Source organism: Burkholderia sp. HI2714, from assembly GCF_002223085.1.
GTDB classification, from domain to species: domain Bacteria; phylum Pseudomonadota; class Gammaproteobacteria; order Burkholderiales; family Burkholderiaceae; genus Burkholderia; species Burkholderia lata_D.
Map to the genome: position 1 here is coordinate 300716 of NZ_NKFM01000035.1, position 15791 is coordinate 316506.

The 15791-nt window shown below is 67.0% G+C and carries 17 protein-coding genes; 8 read left to right on the forward strand and 9 right to left on the reverse strand.

Annotated features, from left to right (window positions below; translation table 11 throughout):
* Positions 1-15: 15 nt before the first annotated feature.
* The 3 genes from CFB82_RS19390 to CFB82_RS19400 are packed head-to-tail and all read right to left on the reverse strand — an operon-like array spanning position 16 to position 2544.
* Positions 16-975, reverse strand: a complete 960-nt coding sequence (locus CFB82_RS19390; RefSeq protein WP_089484881.1) for a TIGR03571 family LLM class oxidoreductase — start codon at positions 973-975, stop codon at positions 16-18.
* Between the two features lie 13 nt (positions 976-988).
* Positions 989-1312: a MoaF-related domain-containing protein gene (locus CFB82_RS19395; protein ID WP_089484882.1), complete on the reverse strand. Its 324-nt coding sequence runs from the start codon at positions 1310-1312 to the stop codon at positions 989-991.
* A 29-nt stretch (positions 1313-1341) separates the two neighbouring features.
* Positions 1342-2544, reverse strand: coding sequence for an MFS transporter (locus CFB82_RS19400; protein ID WP_039349950.1), 1203 nt, complete (start codon positions 2542-2544; stop codon positions 1342-1344).
* Positions 2545-2655: 111 nt separating this feature from the next.
* Between CFB82_RS19400 and CFB82_RS19405 the strand changes: the two genes are divergently transcribed.
* On the forward strand, positions 2656-3597 hold the full coding sequence (locus CFB82_RS19405) for a LysR family transcriptional regulator (RefSeq protein ID WP_089484883.1): 942 nt from the start codon (positions 2656-2658) through the stop codon (positions 3595-3597).
* A gap of 101 nt (positions 3598-3698) precedes the next feature.
* On the opposite strand, the gene zwf is transcribed toward CFB82_RS19405, so the two are convergent.
* The gene (zwf, locus tag CFB82_RS19410) at positions 3699-5174 is read right to left on the reverse strand and encodes a glucose-6-phosphate dehydrogenase (RefSeq protein ID WP_089484884.1); all 1476 of its coding nucleotides are present in this window, start codon (positions 5172-5174) and stop codon (positions 3699-3701) included.
* A 202-nt stretch (positions 5175-5376) separates the two neighbouring features.
* On the opposite strand from zwf, the gene CFB82_RS19415 reads away from it, so the two are divergent.
* Both CFB82_RS19415 and CFB82_RS19420 read left to right on the forward strand, forming a co-directional pair.
* On the forward strand, positions 5377-5955 hold the full coding sequence (locus CFB82_RS19415; RefSeq protein ID WP_089484885.1) for a TetR/AcrR family transcriptional regulator: 579 nt from the start codon (positions 5377-5379) through the stop codon (positions 5953-5955).
* 173 nt (positions 5956-6128) lie between these two features.
* Entirely contained in the window at positions 6129-7004 is an 876-nt protein-coding gene (locus tag CFB82_RS19420; protein ID WP_089484886.1) for an SDR family NAD(P)-dependent oxidoreductase, read from the forward strand.
* 112 nt (positions 7005-7116) lie between these two features.
* Here CFB82_RS19420 and CFB82_RS19425 read toward each other — a convergent pair whose 3' ends face one another.
* Positions 7117-7737 (reverse strand): FMN-dependent NADH-azoreductase, encoded by a 621-nt coding sequence (locus CFB82_RS19425; protein ID WP_089484887.1) that lies wholly within the window; start codon positions 7735-7737, stop codon positions 7117-7119.
* 111 nt (positions 7738-7848) lie between these two features.
* Here CFB82_RS19425 and CFB82_RS19430 point away from each other — a divergent pair, with 111 nt between their 5' ends.
* Entirely contained in the window at positions 7849-8283 is a 435-nt protein-coding gene (locus tag CFB82_RS19430) for a winged helix-turn-helix transcriptional regulator (protein ID WP_179255431.1), read from the forward strand.
* Between the two features lie 42 nt (positions 8284-8325).
* Here CFB82_RS19430 and CFB82_RS19435 read toward each other — a convergent pair whose 3' ends face one another.
* From CFB82_RS19435 to CFB82_RS19450, 4 genes are all read right to left on the reverse strand, one after another.
* Positions 8326-8904 (reverse strand): peroxidase-related enzyme, encoded by a 579-nt coding sequence (locus CFB82_RS19435; RefSeq protein WP_089484888.1) that lies wholly within the window; start codon positions 8902-8904, stop codon positions 8326-8328.
* Between the two features lie 85 nt (positions 8905-8989).
* A complete protein-coding gene (gene acuI, locus CFB82_RS19440; RefSeq protein ID WP_089484889.1) occupies positions 8990-9973 on the reverse strand; it encodes an acrylyl-CoA reductase (NADPH) in 984 nt (327 codons plus the stop codon).
* Positions 9974-10018: 45 nt separating this feature from the next.
* Entirely contained in the window at positions 10019-10657 is a 639-nt protein-coding gene (gene acuR / locus CFB82_RS19445) for an acrylate utilization transcriptional regulator AcuR (protein WP_089484890.1), read from the reverse strand.
* 187 nt (positions 10658-10844) lie between these two features.
* Positions 10845-11555 carry an IclR family transcriptional regulator gene (locus CFB82_RS19450; RefSeq protein WP_089484891.1) on the reverse strand — a complete coding sequence of 237 codons (711 nt, stop codon included), beginning with the start codon at positions 11553-11555 and terminating at the stop codon, positions 10845-10847.
* A 165-nt stretch (positions 11556-11720) separates the two neighbouring features.
* Between CFB82_RS19450 and CFB82_RS19455 the strand changes: the two genes are divergently transcribed.
* The 4 genes from CFB82_RS19455 (at position 11721) to CFB82_RS19470 (ending at position 15783) form a co-directional block, all read left to right on the forward strand.
* Positions 11721-12419: a methyltransferase gene (locus CFB82_RS19455; RefSeq protein ID WP_069252606.1), complete on the forward strand. Its 699-nt coding sequence runs from the start codon at positions 11721-11723 to the stop codon at positions 12417-12419.
* Entirely contained in the window at positions 12419-13366 is a 948-nt protein-coding gene (locus CFB82_RS19460) for an NAD(P)-dependent oxidoreductase (protein ID WP_089484892.1), read from the forward strand. Before CFB82_RS19455 ends, CFB82_RS19460 begins: the two co-directional genes overlap by 1 nt.
* Positions 13367-13387: 21 nt before the next feature.
* Complete coding sequence (locus CFB82_RS19465; RefSeq protein ID WP_089484893.1) at positions 13388-14317, forward strand: SMP-30/gluconolactonase/LRE family protein; 930 nt, start codon at positions 13388-13390, stop codon at positions 14315-14317.
* Positions 14318-14403: 86 nt separating this feature from the next.
* Positions 14404-15783 carry an MFS transporter gene (locus tag CFB82_RS19470; RefSeq protein ID WP_089448529.1) on the forward strand — a complete coding sequence of 460 codons (1380 nt, stop codon included), beginning with the start codon at positions 14404-14406 and terminating at the stop codon, positions 15781-15783.
* Positions 15784-15791 lie beyond the last annotated feature (8 nt).

Here is a 15791-nt window from a genome sequence, read left to right on the forward strand (position 1 = left end):
TGGGTTCGGGCGGTGTCATGCAACGCGCTTGCGTGCGTTTTCATCCGCGTGGAACACCGGCAGCACCTCTGCCGCGATCTCGGCCATCGTCTCGTCGAGCGGACGCCGGTTGCGGCGGAAATGCAGGCCGATGTGCTGCACGCCCGCTTCGCGCATGGCCGCGAGTTCCCCGATGAGCGCAAGACGCCCCGCGCGTGCGCCGAAGCGGTGCCGCTGCAGCGGTTCGTGCGGATCTTCCGCGAGGTCGAGGTGGATGAAGCTCACGTACGGCTTGTCGCCGGCCACCGCGCGCCAGTTCGCGGCGCGGTGCCGATGGTCGTCCGGCGTGCCGGGATACGCGAGGCAGCCGTCCATGTGTTCGCCGATCCACGCGGGCGTCTGCTGCGCGAGACCCGCGACGAGTAGCGGCAGCGGCGTACGGACGGCAGGCAGCACGTCGAGGCCGGGCGGCAGGTGCCCGTGCGCGCCGTCGCGCAGCAGCGCGATCTGGTCGCGGAAATTCGCGCCGCGTGACGCGAAGTCGCGGCCGAACAGCGGATATTCGACCGGCCGGTCGCCGCTGGCGACGCCGAGCATCAGGCGGCCGTCGCTCAGTTCCTGGATCGTCGCGGCCGATTTCAGCGTGAGCAGCGGCTCGCGCAGCGGCAGCACGACGGCCGCCGTGCCGAGCAGGATGTCGTTCGTGATGCCGGCGAGGTAGCCGAGATACGAGAAGGTTTCGAACACTTGCGCGGCGTCGCCGAACGCGGGGTCGTACACCGGCACGTCGCGCACCCAGAGCGCGCGGAAGCCGAGCGTATCGGCCCGTTGCGCGAGCGTCGCGTGGAGCGCGAGGTCGGGTACGCCGGGGTAGCGACGGTCGTGCTGGCGCTTCGCGTTGCCGGCCGGCGACCAGTCGTTGTCGAGCGGCAGTTCGAGGCCGATGCTGAAGCCGCCGTCGGCGAGTTTGTCGAGTGCTGTGAGTGAAGTGGACATGGTCGAGCTCCGTTCAGATCGCGCGCAGGCTGCCTTCGAGCCGGTAGAAATCGAGCGACGACGCGGTGAAGAAAGACCGCGACGTGCCGACGGCGAAATCGTCGATGTGCACGACCGTCGCGCGGTCGGCTTCCTGCCACGAGATCGCGTAGGTTTCGCCGGCGAGGTGCTGCCACGTGTATTCGATTTCACCCTCCGCGCCCGCGTACGGGCCTTCGGTGATCTCGTAGCGCATGTGGCGGCCGTCATCGTCGTACGCGTTGAGCGCGGTGAGGCCGTCGTAGCGCACTTCGAACGTCTTGCCGGCGAACGGCGGGCGTGGGGTCGGTGCATTCATGTGTGCAAACTCCTGCAATACAGTGACGTTCAGTGCGCGAGCTGGACGGGTTCCGCCGTACGTTCCGGCAGGCCCGCGCTGCGGTCGAGGCGACCGCTCAGGGCGGTGAGCGCGAATGCGCCGAGCGTGACGGCCGCCGCGATCCACGGCGTATGGCCGAGGCCGACGTGTGCGACGATCACGCCGCCGAGTGCCGAGCCGCCCGCGACGCCGAGGTTGAACGCGGCGATGTTGAAGCCGGATGCGACGTCGGTGGCGTCGGGCGCGAAGTGGCGCGCCTGCTTGACGACGTACACCTGCAGGCCCGGCACGTTGCCGAATGCCACCGCGCCCCATGCGAGCATCGTCAGCACGGCGAGCCATTTGACGTGGATCGTGAAGGTGAGCGCGAGCAGCACGATCGCGAGCAGCAGGAAGATCCGCTTGAGCGCCTTCACGGGGCCGACGGCGTCCGCGAGCTTGCCGCCCCACACGTTGCCGAACGCGACCGACACGCCGTAGCCGACGAGCACGAGGCTGACCTGCGAGGGCGTGAAGCCGGCGATCTGCTCGAGCAGCGGCGCCATGTAGGTGAACGCGATCAGCGAGCCGCCGTAGCCGACGGCCGTCATCGCATAGACCAGCAGCAGGCGCGGCTGCGCGAGCACGCGGAACTGGCGGGCGAGCGGCGCGGGCGCCGTTTGCGGCAACCCGCGCGGCACGAAGGCCACCGCGCCGACGAATGCGACGAGGCCGAACAGCGCGACGACCAGGAACGTCGCGCGCCAGCCGAAGTGCTGGCCGATGAAGGTGCCGAGCGGAATGCCGGCGACGAACGCGACGGTCATCCCGCTGAACATCGTCGCGATCGCGCTGGCGGCCTTCTCCTTCGGCACGAGCGTGGTCGCGATGATCGAGCCGACCGAGAAGAACACGCCGTGCGCGAGGCCGGTGAGGATGCGCGCGACGATCAGCGATTCGTAGCCGGGCGCCTGCCAGGCCACGAGGTTGCCGACGGTGAACAACGCCATCAGTGCGGCGAGCAGCGTTTTGCGCGGCACGCGGCCGGTGAGTGCGGTGAGGAGCGGCGCGCCGATCGCGACGCTCAGTGCGTAAAGGCTGACGAGCAGGCCGGCGGACGGCAGGCTGACGCCGAGGTCGGCGCCGATCGTCGGGATCAGCCCGACGATCACGAATTCGGTGGTACCGATGGCAAATGCGCTGATGGTCAGCGCAAGCAGGGCGAGTGGCATGAGGGGTGCTCCAGGGTCCGGTGAGGATGGAGCGCAGTGTGCCGCCTTTACTTTTGCTGAAAAACAGGCTTATAAACCAAATTGTTTTGATTTGAAATCAAGAATGCAACGATGAAGATTACGCTCGACGAACTCCAGGCCTTTGCCGCCGTGGTCGACTCCGGTTCGATCACGGCGGCCGCGCAGCAGCTCGACCTCACGGTGTCGGCGACGAGCCGCACGCTCGGGCGGCTCGAGGAGAAGCTGAAGACCACGCTGCTGCGCCGGACCACGCGCCGGCTCGAGCTGACCGAGGAAGGGCACGCGTTCCTGCAGGACGCGCGCGCGATCATCGAATCGGTCGAGACGGCGGAAGAGCAGATGCTCGCGCGGCGCGAGATGCCGTCGGGGCGGCTGCGCGTGGATGCGGCGACGCCGTTCATGCTGCACGTGATCGTGCCGCTCGTGCGCGGCTACCGTGAACGCTTCCCGAAAGTCGAGCTGGAGCTGAACAGCAACGAGGGCATCATCGACCTGCTCGAGCGGCGCACCGACGTCGCGTTCCGGATCGGCCGGCTGAAGGATTCGACACTCCACAGCCGGCGCATCGGCACCAGCCGGATACGCATGCTCGCGAGCCCCGCGTACGTGGCGGCGCACGGCCAGCCGCGCAAGGTGGAGGATCTCGACAAGCACACGCTGCTCGGCTTTACCCAGCCCGAATCGCTGAACGTGTGGCCGATCCTCGGCGCCGACGGCGAGCCGTACCGCATCGAGCCGGGCATCCGCTCGTCGAGCGGCGAGACGCTGCGGCAGCTCGCGCTCGACGGCGCGGGCGTCGCGTGCCTGTCGGATTTCATGACCGCGCAGGATCGCGAGGCCGGCCGGCTCGTGCAGGTGCTCGCGCGCCAGACGTTCGAGGTCGAGCAGCCGATCCACGCGGTGTACTACCGCAATACCGCGATCTCGTCGCGGATCGCGTCGTTCGTCGATTACCTGATCGAGGCGCTGGGCGGCAGCGGTAACGATGCGCCGGGGCGGCGCAAGGCGGCGTCGTGGATGGAGCCGCGGTAGGCGACGGCAGGACGACGGGGCGGGTGACGCCCCGTGCGGTTTGATACGGGATTTGACGTGCGATCGGGCGTACCCCACCGGGGCACGCCGTCGCGTGGCGGTTACGCCTCTTCGGACCAGGACATCCCGTCGCGCGCGAGCAGCGCCGACGAAGCTGCGGGCCCGAACGTGCCGGCCGTGTACAGGCGCGGCCGGTCGCCGAGCTGCTTCCAGCCGTCGAGGATCGGTTCGACCCACGACCACGCGGCTTCGAGCTCGTCGCGGCGCATGAAGTGCGTGAGGCGGCCGCGGATCACGTCGATCAGCAAACGCTCGTACGCTTCCGCGCGCCGCTCCGGAATCGCCTGCTGAAGGTCGAGGTTCAGGCTCACGGGCACCATGTTCATCCCGCTGCCCGGTTCCTTCGCGAGCATCTGCAGCTGGATCGACTCTTCCGGCTGGAGCTGGATCACGAGACGGTTGCTGTAGTGGCGCGGGCCGGTCGGGATGATCGAGAACGGCATGTCCGCGAACTCGATCACGATTTCCGACTGGCGGCGCTGCAGCCGCTTGCCGGTGCGCAGGAAGAACGGCACGTTCGCCCAGCGCCAGTTGTTGATGTGCGCGCGCAGCGCGACGAAGGTTTCCGCGCGGCTGTCCGCCGGCACGTTGTCTTCCTCGAGATAGCCCTTCACCGGCTGGCCGTCGACCGCGCCGGCCGTGTACTGGCCGCGCACCGTGTCGCGCGCGACGTCGGCCACCGCCATCGGCCGCAGCGAGCGCAGCACTTTCAGCTTCTCGTCGCGCACCGCGTCCGGGTCGAGCGACACCGGCGGCTCCATTGCGACGATGCACAGCAGTTGCAACAGGTGGTTCTGCACCATGTCGCGCAGCGCGCCGGTATGGTCGTAGAAGCCCGCGCGACTGCCGACGCCCACCGTCTCCGCCACCGTGATCTGCACGCTGCGGATGCTCGGCGCCTGCCACAGCGGCCCGAAGATCGGGTTGCCGAAGCGCAGCACCATCAGGTTCTGCACGGTTTCCTTGCCGAGATAGTGGTCGATCCGATAGATCTGCGATTCCTCGAAGTGCTTGCCGACCGCATCGTTGATCGCCTTCGCGGACGCGAGATCGTGGCCGAGCGGCTTTTCGAGGACGACGCGCGAGTGTCTGTCGACGAGATGCGCGGCCGACAGGTTGTTGCAGATGGTGGTGAACAGCTCCGGCGACGTCGACAGGTAGAACACGCGGATCGCGTCGCCGCGCGCCGCTTCCGCGAGCCGCAGGTAGTCGTCCGGCGCGTTCACGTCGATCAGCACGTACTTGAACAGGTCGAGGAAACGGCCCCAGGCCGCGGGATCGAAAGCCTTTTCGTCGATGAACGGGCGCGACTGCTCGTCCATGAACTTGCGATAGCCGTCGATGCCCCAGTCGCGGCGGCCGACCGCGATGATGCGCGTGTCGGGCGGAAGGTTGCAGTGCAGGTGCGCCATGTACAGCGCGGGCAACAGCTTGCGGGCGGCCAGGTCGCCGCCGCCGCCGAAGATGATCATGTCGACGGGCCGGTCGGCCCCGGTCTGGGTAGGCTGATTCGTCATGGGAGGTTCGCGGTTTGAAACGGGGAACGTGAAACGAACGTCGAGGCACCGGGCGCCGATACGTGAACGCACCAGTACGTGAAAACGCTAATAGTGCACGGTTTTGATGGATTGCGTATGGGTTCCCCCGGATGTAACAGCACTTGCGCTCCGTATGATTGCCCCATTATGATTGAGTGCTCACTCATTAAAGGAATCGAACGTGGCCCGACCGCGCAGTCCCGACAAGCACGAAGCCATTCTGGCCGCCGCCGCACGGGCGCTCGCCGAGGACGGTGCGACCGCGACGACCGCGCGTATCGCGCGGCTCGCCGGCGTGGCGGAAGGCACGGTGTTCACGTACTTCGAAACCAAGGACGCGTTGCTGAACGCGCTGTACGTGAGCCTGAAGGCGGACATGCGCGACGCGATGATGACCGGTTACCCGGAGCGCGCGCCGGTCGAGGAGGCGCTGCGGCACGCGTGGAACGGTTATGTGTCGTGGGGCGTCTCGAACCCGGACGGGCGGCGCGCGCTGCAGCAACTGGGCGTGAGCGGGCGCATCGACGACGCGCATCGTGCGGCTGGCGCAGAAGGCTTCGGCGGGATCAATGCGCTGTTGCGCGAGCAGGTCGCCGCGTCGGGCGCGCTGAATCCCGACGAAGCGCACACGTTCTGCGCGGCGTTGTTTACGTCAATCGCCGAAACGGCGATGGAGTCGATCGCGCGTGATCCGGCGCGGGCCGATGCGTACCGGGAGGCCGGGTTTCGCGCGTTATGGGCCGTGTTGCACGCGGTGTGAGGCAAGGGTTGCGGTCGTGCTGGCGCGTGCGGTTACACGCTCACGTGCCGCGACGACGACGGGCGGCGGGTTTCAGGCAGGGCGATGAAGGTCGCGAATGACCGATACATCGCCGTTATTAATGAGTGAGTAATCATTCATTTTGTGGTTTCACTACGATCAAGGAGTGGAAAATGTCGAAAGTCTGGCTGGTAACAGGGGCCGCGCGCGGCCTGGGGCGAGCGATTTCGGAAGCCGTGCTGGCGGCGGGCGACCGGCTGGTGGCCGGCGCGCGCGATCCCGCGCGGTTGGCGGATCTGGTGGAGCGGTACGGCGATCGGTTGCTGCCGGTCGCGCTCGACGTGACCGATGAAGCGGCCGCCGCGGGCGCGGTAACGGCCGCCCGCGAAGCGTTCGGCCGCATCGACGTGCTCGTGAACAATGCCGGCTACGGTCATACGGCGCCGTTCGAGCAGATGGCCGCCGACGATTTCCGCGACCAGATCGAAACGAACCTGTTCGGCGTGATCAACCTGACGCGTGCGGTGCTGCCGACGATGCGCGCGCAGCGTGCGGGGCACATCTTCCAGGTGTCGTCGGTCGGCGGGCGCACGTCGACGCCCGGGTTGTCCGCGTATCAGGCCGCGAAGTGGGCGGTCGGCGGGTTCAGCGACGTCCTGTCGAAAGAGGTCGCGCCGTTCGGCGTGCGCGTCTGCACGCTCGAGCCGGGCGGGATGCGCACCGACTGGGCCGCGCAGGCGAAGCGCGACATCGACGGTCTGCTGCCCGACTACCAGCCGTCGGTCGGGAAGATTCTCGAATTGCTCGGCGCGTATGGCGGCCACGAAGTCGGCGATCCTGCACGAATCGCGGCGCTGATCGTCGAGCTGTCGCGCCGCGAGGACGTGCCGATGCGCCTGCTGCTCGGCGGCGATGCGCTGTTCGTCTGCGAGCAGGCGGAACGGCAGCGTGCGGAAGAGGCCGCGCGGTGGCGCGACACGACGCTGTCGACGCAATTTCCGGATGCGAAGCTGCCGGACGGGCTGGAGGCGCTGAAGGGGCTGGAGTGAGCGCTGACATTCGCCCGGCCGCACGGGCGAAGTGAGCGGATGACCGATGCCGGCGCGTGCACGCGGGCATCGGTCGGTAACGCCCGTGCGATCGACGGGCGCTGCCGTTGTCTCAACCGGCCTGTTCCACCAGCGCCTGCACTTCCTGCCCGGCCTTTGCGATGGCCGCTTGCACAGCATCGGCGCCCAACACGGTGCCTTCCACGCGCACTTCGCGGATGTCGGTCATCCCGATGAACCCGAGCAGATGCTTCAGATAGCCGGACTGGTAGTCGAAGGGTGCATACGGGCCTTCCGAAAAGACGCCGCCGCTGGCGGTGACCAGATAGACCTGCTTGCCTTCCAGTGTGCCGGCGACGCCGCTTTCGCCGTAGCGGAACGTGACCTGCGGCCAGATCACGCGGTCGAACCACGCGCGCAACTGCGTGGACGGGCCGAAGTTGGTCATCGCGGAGCCGATCACGACGACGTCGGCGGCGCGCAGTTCGTCGATCAGCGCTTGCGCCAGCTCGACGGCCTGCGCTTGCTCCGCGTTGCGCGCGTCCGGCGGCAGCGTGCGGCCGACGATGTATGCGTCGTCGATATGCGGCAGCGGATCGGTGGAGAGGTCGCGCAAGGTCACGGCGCTGTTTGCGTCGCGCGCCGCGAGTTGCTGCGCGAGGTCGTGCGCGAAGCGCGTGGACAGGCTGTCGGTGCTGCGGGGGCTGGAGGTGATCAGCAGGATGCGGCTCATGAGCGTTCCTTTAGGGATAAGATGAGAACCCGGTAACTTTTGATGACTGAGTTACCGAAAAGCATGTGGAATGCTAGGGTTCGCGCCCGGGCCCCACAAGAACGCACAGGGTTGTGCCCCAGTCACATCGATGTTCCTGCCACCATGCCCCGACCCAGCGACAACGACTGCCAGATGACCCGCCAGATCCTCGACCGGATCGGCGACAAATGGAGCCTCTATATCATCGCGACGCTGAACGATGGTTCGCGGCGCTTCAATGAGCTGAAACGCGAGATCGAAGGGATTTCGCAGCGCATGCTGACGCTGTCATTGCGCGGACTGGAGCGCGACGGGCTGGTCACGCGGACGATGTTCCCGACGATTCCGCCGCGCGTCGACTATGCGCTCACGCCGCTCGGCGCAACGCTGCTGGAGCCCGTGATGGCGCTCGTCAGGTGGGCGGAGAAAAACAAGCAGCCGATCGCGCAAGCGCGCGAGCGTTTCGACGAGGCGGCCAATGCGGCGCCGGAGCCCGGCGAGGGCGTGGTTTACCGGCGTCGATAGAGGGCGCGACGCGGGCGCCGCGTCCCCGAGCGTCGTGTGCGCTCAACGCCCCAGCGCGTAAAACTCCGCATTCGGCCGCATGTTCGTCACGTTCGCGATGCGGTTGGACATGCCGAAGAAAGCCGAGATCGCCATGATGTCCCACACGTCTTCTTCGACGAAGCCGTGCGACTTGAGCGCGTCGAAGTCCGCTTCGCCCACCTGATGCGCGGCCTGCGACACCTTCATCGCGAAGTCGAGCATGGCCTTCTGCCGGGCGGTGATGTCGGCCTTGCGGTAGTTGGCGGCGACCTGGTCGGCGATCAGCGGATCCTTCGCGCGAATGCGCAGGATCGCCCCGTGCGCGATCACGCAGTACTGGCACTGGTTCACGCTGCTGGTGGCCACGACGATCATCTCGCGCTCGGCCTTGCTCAGGTTGCCCGGCTTGTCCATCAGCGCGTCGTGGTAGGCCATGAACGCGCGAAACTCGTCGGGGCGATGCGCCAGCGTCAGGAATACGTTCGGGATGAAGCCCGACTTTTCCTGGACGGCCGCGATGCGTTCGCGAATGTCCTCGGGCAGGTCTTCGAGCGCGGGTACGGGAAAGCGGCTGATGGGTGCGGTGTTTGCGGCGGTCATGAGGTCTCCTGGATAACGTGGCGCGGGCGCACTCGATGCGCGAGCCGTCGTCCGATCAAAGAAGCGCGGGTGGTCGTCAGCGGCGTCATGCGTTGACGTCGACGACGATGCGGCCGCGCACCTTGCCGTTGAGCAATTCTCCTGCAAGCGGGATGACGTCGCCCAGGCCGACCAGGTGGCTGATCGCGCCCAGCTTCTCGACGTCGAGGTCGGACGCGAGCCGGCGCCACGCTTCCAGCCGGTCGGCGCGCGGGCACATGACGCTGTCGATCCCGACGAGCGTAACGCCGCGCAGGATGAACGGCATGACGGTCGCGGGGAAATCGAAGCCCGCGGCCAGGCCGCAGGCGGTCACGACGCCGCGGTACCGCGTGGTCGCACACACGTTGGCGAGCACGTGGCTGCCCGCCACGTCGACCGCGCCGGCCCAGCGTTCCTTGCCCAGCGGCTTGCCGGGCTCGCTGAATTGCGACCGTTCCAGGATCTCCGCCGCGCCGAGCTGCCGCAGGTAGTCGGCATCGGCGGGGCGGCCCGTTACCGCGACGACGCGGTATCCCAGCCTGGCGAGGATAGCGGTGGCGACGCTGCCCACCCCGCCTGCCGCGCCGGTCACCACGATCTCGCCGTCGTCCGGGCGCACGCCGTGTCGCTCCAGCGCCATCACGCACAGCATCGCGGTGTAGCCCGCCGTGCCGATGGCCATCGCCTGTTGCGGCGAAAAGGCGGACGGCAGCGGCACCAGCCAGTCGCCGTCGACACGGGCTTTCTGCGCGAGGCCGCCCCAATGCGTTTCGCCGACGCCCCAGCCGTTGAGCACGACCTGATCGCCGGGGCGATAGTCCGGGTGCGTGCTCGCTTCGACTTCGCCGACGAGATCGATGCCGGGCACCATCGGGAACTTGCGGACCACCGGGCTCTTGCCGGTGATCGCCAGCCCGTCCTTGTAGTTCAGCGTCGAATAGCCCACGCGTACCGTCACGTTACCCGCGGGCAACTGCGCGTCGTCCAGCGTCTGGAGCCCGGCATGCTGCCCGGTTTCATGCCTGTCGATCACGATGCCTTGAAACATGTGTCCTCCTTTCTAGACCGATCGTCTAGTTAATGGCAAAAAAATTCAGCGGCGCGGTAGTCCATTGAAGAAAAACTGCGCGAACAGGGTCAGCGGCGTGTCGCTGCGCTCCAGCTTCGCGCGCAGCACGGCGCCTTCCCAGCCGATCCAGAAGAATGCGGCCAGCTCGGCGGGATCGGCCGACCCGGCCAGTTCGCCGGCTTGCTGCGCGGCGGCCAGGCATTCGGCGAGGCGGCGTTGCCAGTCCTCGAACGTCATGCGCAGGCGTTCGCGGAAGCTTTCCGGCAGCGTGCCCATTTCCTGTCCGAGGTTACCGATCAGGCAGCCGCGGCTGTACGCGTAGCGGGCCATGCCGTCGCGGGCGTCGTCGACGAACGCGTGTACACGCTGCAGCGGCGAGCGTGCCGGATCGCTGAAATGCCGGTCCAGCTTGCGCGCGAAGAACTCGGCGTAGCGGTCGATCAGTTCGAGGCCGAACGCTTCCTTGCTGTCGAAGTAGTGATAGAAGGAGCCCTTCGGCACGCCGGCGCGCCCGAGGATCTCGTCGAGACCGGTGGCCGAGAAGCCCTTTTCGGTGAGCACTTCCAGCCCGGTGCGCAACAGCATGTCCCGCGTGGCGACGAGGTCCTCGTGCTGTTTTGGTGGCCTGCCGCGACGGCGAGGCGGATCAGTTCGAACGTCCATGTGCGAATAATAGACCGTTCGTCTCGAAAATCAATGGCCCGTGTGCCGAGCCGGTCGGACGGGCCGTCGCGTCGGTGCTGCGCTGCAGGTGTCACGCCCCGGCCCGCGCGTGGCGTCGTGCGAACGTGTCCGCGGTCAGGCGACGAACGGCGCGTCGACCCGGACCCTGCCTGTGTCAAAGCAGCGATCAGGTGCCGTAGACGTTCTCGCAGAGCGCAACACTCGCCCCCAGCTTCCGGGAGAGATCGGCGGCCGCATCCAGTTGCGGTCGATCCAGCTCGCCCGACTCGTGCGCGACACTGAGGCGGGATGCAGGACCGGAAAGCGTCAGCGCCGCCATGAACTTGTCGCCGGCGCCGAAGACCGGCACCGCGAACGCTGCCGTGTGCACATCGCGCGCACCCGCGGTGAAGAGGGGCAGTGCGGGCGGCTTGTCATAGATCGGTTCGCCGAGTCCCCAGAAACGGATCACCTGGCTGATGGCCGTGTCATCGAGCGGCAGCATCGTCCCCGCGAGCCGCGTTTCACGCAGGCCTTCGGACGGCTCGGCCCGAAACAGGCAGAGCCGCTGCCCGTTGTCGTGCACGTAGTACGATGCGCTTTCTTTCGTCAGCGCGGCCAGCGCATGCAGCGCCGGTTCGACCACCGTGGACAGATGGAAGGACTGCTCGTACAGCTTGCCGAGGTACAGCACGCGATGTCCGAGCGAATAGTTGCCGGACTGCGCGCGCACGACATAGCCCATTCGCTCCAGCGAGTTCATCAGCCGATAGACTGTCGTCTTGTGCATGCCGGATGCCTGCGACAGCGTCGCGAGCGATTGCGATTCGGCGCCGGGCTTGAAGCAGTCCAGCAGCGCAAGCGCCTTTTCCACGGCAACGACCCCGTCGTTTCCCATTTCCTCTCTCCCGTCGACATTCACTCGGAATTGTACAGAGTAAAACGCTGGTTTACCACGTAAAAGGGTAAACGCCAGTGCCATGACACGTGTCCTCTGGCTATAGTGATTTCACCATGTACACCAGTGTTGTACAGAGTACAACACTCAACCCGAGGTCGAATCATGAGCAACACATCCGCCAGCACTTCTCCGATCACGCGCGACATCGAACGCGTCGCGCCGGAACTCGTTCAGGCTGCCGCGCGCTACCAGGCCGCGATCCTGGCCGACGTCGCGGGCCGCCGCGGCACGGTGCATGGCCGCGTGCGGCCGTTGTCGCCGACGATGAAGGTCGCCGGCCCCGCGGTCACGGTCGAAGTCCGCGCGGGCGACAACCTGGCGATCCATGCGGCGCTCGCCGTCGCGAAACCGGGCGACGTCGTCGTGGTCGACGGCAAGGGCGACATCTCGTGCGCGCTGCTCGGCGAAATCATGGCGGCGCAGGCGAAGGCGAGCGGCATCGCCGGCATCGTCATCGACGGCGCGGTGCGCGACGCGCACGAACTGGCCAACGGCGACTATCCGATCTTCTCGGCCGGCCTCAATCCGTGCGGCCCGACCAAAAGCATCGCGGGGCGCGTGAATGCGCCGATCTCGCTGGGCGGCACGGCGGTGAATCCGGGCGACCTGGTGGTCGGCGACGCCGACGGCGTCGTCGTCATTGCGCGCGCCGACGTCGCGCGTATCGTCGATCTGGCGCAGAAGAAGCTCGACGTCGAAACCGCGCGTATCGCAGCGATTCACAAGGGAGACCTTCGTCCGGGCTGGATCGAGAAGGAGTTGCGCGCAGCCGGCATGCTGGCCGAAGGCGAGGCACTGTGATGCAGACCGCTTTGCACAAGCCCGTGGTCCTCGTGACCGCCGCCGACCTTGCGCCGCAAGCGCTCGAGATGCTCGCGCAGTTCGACGTCGTGTTCGCCGGCAAGCAACCGACCGAGGACGACATCGTGGCGCTCTGCGCCAGGCACAAGCCGGTCGCGATCGTCGTCCGGTACGGCAAGATCAACGCCCGCATCATGGACGCCGCCGAAAACCTGCAGGTGATTTCGAAGCACGGCAGCGGCATCGACGTGATCGATCAGGACGCAGCTGCCGTGCGCGGCATCGCGGTGCGCGCCGCGGTCGGCGCGAATGCGGCCGCCGTCGCCGAGCACGCATGGGCGCTGCTGCTCGCGTGTGCGAAGTCGGTTCCGCAGCTCGATATCCGCATGCGCGAAGGCCATTGGGACAAGTCGACGCACAAGTCCGTCGAACTCGACGGGCGCACGCTCGGCCTCGTCGGGCTCGGTGCGATCGGCCGGCGCGTGGCCGCGATCGGCGCCGCGTTCGGCATGAAGGTTCTCGCGTTCGATCCGTTCGCGAAGGAAGCGCCCGCCGGCGTGAAGCTCGTGCCGCTCGACACGCTGTACGCGGAGTCGGACGTCGTGTCGCTGCATTGTCCGTTGACCGCCGACAACCGCCGGATGCTCGACCGCGACACGCTCGCGCGTTTCAAGCGCGGCGCGATTCTCGTCAATACCGCGCGCGGCGGGTTGATCGACGAAGCCGCGCTTGCCGACGCGCTGGCGAGCGGCCACATGCGTGCGGCCGGGCTCGACAGCTTCGACGTCGAGCCGATGACGGTGCCGCATCCGTTCCAGCAGATCCCCAACGTGATTCTGTCTCCGCATATCGGCGGCGTGAGCGATGCCGCGTACGTGAACATGGGCAAGGGCGCGGCCGCCAACATCCTCGCGGTGCTCGACGAACGCGCGCACAGCGCGGCTTGAACCCTGGACATTGAGGTACGCATGTTTTATCTGACGAACCCCGACGTGCGCGAAGCTGAAGTGTTCACGCGCATGCCGGAAAAGTTTCGCAAGCCGGACGTCCGCACGGAATGGGCGCGCGCGAATCGCGGTGGAATGGTCACGGACTCCTTTCTCGAAGGGCCGGTCTGGGATCCGGACGGCTATCTGTTCGTGACCGACATTCCGCACGGGCGCATCTTCCGCATTTCGCCGTCGGGCGACTGGGATCTCGTCGTCGAATACGACGGCGAGCCCAACGGGATGAAGCGCTTCGACGCATCGCACCTGATCATCACCGACTACCGCAACGGCCTGATGCTGCTCGATATCGAGCGCGGTGAAGTGCGTCCGTATCTCGAGCGCCGCAACACCGAGCGCTTCAAGGGCGTGAACGACCTGACGTTCGACTCGGCCGGCAACATTTATTTCACCGACCAGGGGCAGACCGGGCTGCACGATCCGACGGGCCGCGTGTATCGGCTCTCGCCCGACGGCAAGCTCGACATGCTGCTCGGTACCTGCCCGAGCCCGAACGGGCTCGTCCTGTCACGCGACGAGAAGGTGCTGTTCGTCGCGATGACGCGCGGCAATGCGGTGTGGCGCATGCCGCTGCAGGCCGACGGCTCCGTCACCAAGGTCAGCCCGTTCTTCACGTCATACGGACCGAGCGGCCCCGATGGCCTCACCGTCGATCTCGAAGGCCGCCTGTTCGTCGCGAATCCGGGGCTCGGTCGCGTATGGGTGCTCAACCACTGCGCGGAGCCCGTCGAGATCCTGACCGGACCGAAAGGGGCGTCGCTCACGAGCGTGTGCTTCGGCGGCGCCGACATGAAGACGCTCTTCATCACCGAATCGACGTCCGGTTCGGTCCTGAAAGCGGACATGAGCATTGCCGGCCCGCTGCCGAAACAGGCAGCGAACAAGGACTGAAACCCGCGAACCGGGAAGCCGCTCGCCGGTTTCCCGCCCGTATGCCGAAAGATCGCGCCGCCAGTCGCGCGACGAAGGAGACAAGCATGACCATTTCGCACGCGCTGCGTGCCGGCGATGACGTACCGCGTGCCGACGCATCGTCCGCGGAGCGCCTGGCCGGCGACGATTACGCGGCCAGCGAGCGCACGCTCGCGAAGGCGTTCCGGCGCATTCTGCCGTTCATCTTCGTCTGCTACGTGATCAGCTATCTCGACAGGACCAACGTCGGTTTTGCCGCGCTCACGATGAACAAGGATCTCGGTCTGACGGCCGAGCAGTTCGGTGTCGGTGCCGGCCTGTTCTTCATCGGCTACTTCCTGTTCGAGATTCCGAGCAACCTGATCATGCAGAAGGTCGGGGCGCGCGTGTGGATCGCGAGAATCATGATCACGTGGGGCCTGTTCTCGATGGCGACGGCGTTCGTCGTCGGACCGAAGAGCTTTGCGGCGGCGCGCTTTCTGCTCGGGCTCGCCGAAGCGGGGTTTACGCCCGGTATCTACCTGTATTTCACGCACTGGTTTCCCGGCAAGTGGCGCGCGAAGGTGACGGCCGCCTTCCTCGTCGGCATCCCCGTCGCGAACATGATCGGGTCGCCGATTTCCGGTGCGCTGCTCGAACTCGGCGGCCTGCACGGGCTGCGCAGCTGGCAGTGGCTGCTGCTGATCGAAGGCGTTCCGGCCGTGATGCTCGGCATCGCGTGCCTGTTCGTGCTGGCCGACCGTCCCGAGAAAGCCGCGTGGCTCAGTGACGAAGAGAAGGCGTCGCTCGCGAAGCGCCTCGCGTTCGAGCAGCGCGACATCGGCGCGAAGCACGGCAGCACACTGCGCGACGCGATGACGAACTGGCGCGTGTTCGTGCTCGCGTTCGTCAACTTCTGCGGGATCGTCGGCTCGCTCGGCGTCGGCTTGTGGATGCCGCAGATCATCAAGCAGTTCGGCGTCGAACACGCGGTGGTCGGCTGGCTGACGGCCATTCCGTATGCGATCGGCGCCTGCGTGATGCTCTGGTGGGCGCGCATCGCCAATCGCGCGATCAACCGCATTCCGTATGTCGCCGGTGCGCTGGCGGTTGCCGCCGTGGCGTTGTGCGCGAGCGCCTTCATTCATGCGCCGGCCTTCAAGCTGATCGCACTGTGCGTCACGGTGAGCGGGATCCTCGCATTCCAGGCGACGTACTGGGCTATCCCGTCGGGATTCCTCACCGGCCGTGCCGCCGCGGGCGGACTCGCGCTGATCGTGTCGGTCGGCAATCTCGGCGGCTTCGTCGGGCCGTCGATGATCGGCGCGCTCAAGCAATTCTCCGGCGGCTTCACCGCGCCGCTCATCGCCGTGTCGGGTGTGTTGCTGCTCGGCGCGTTGACCATCGCGTGGCTCGGCGATCCGGGCTCGGGCGCCGGCGAAGCGCCCGCAGCCCGCAAGACCTGAATTTCCCT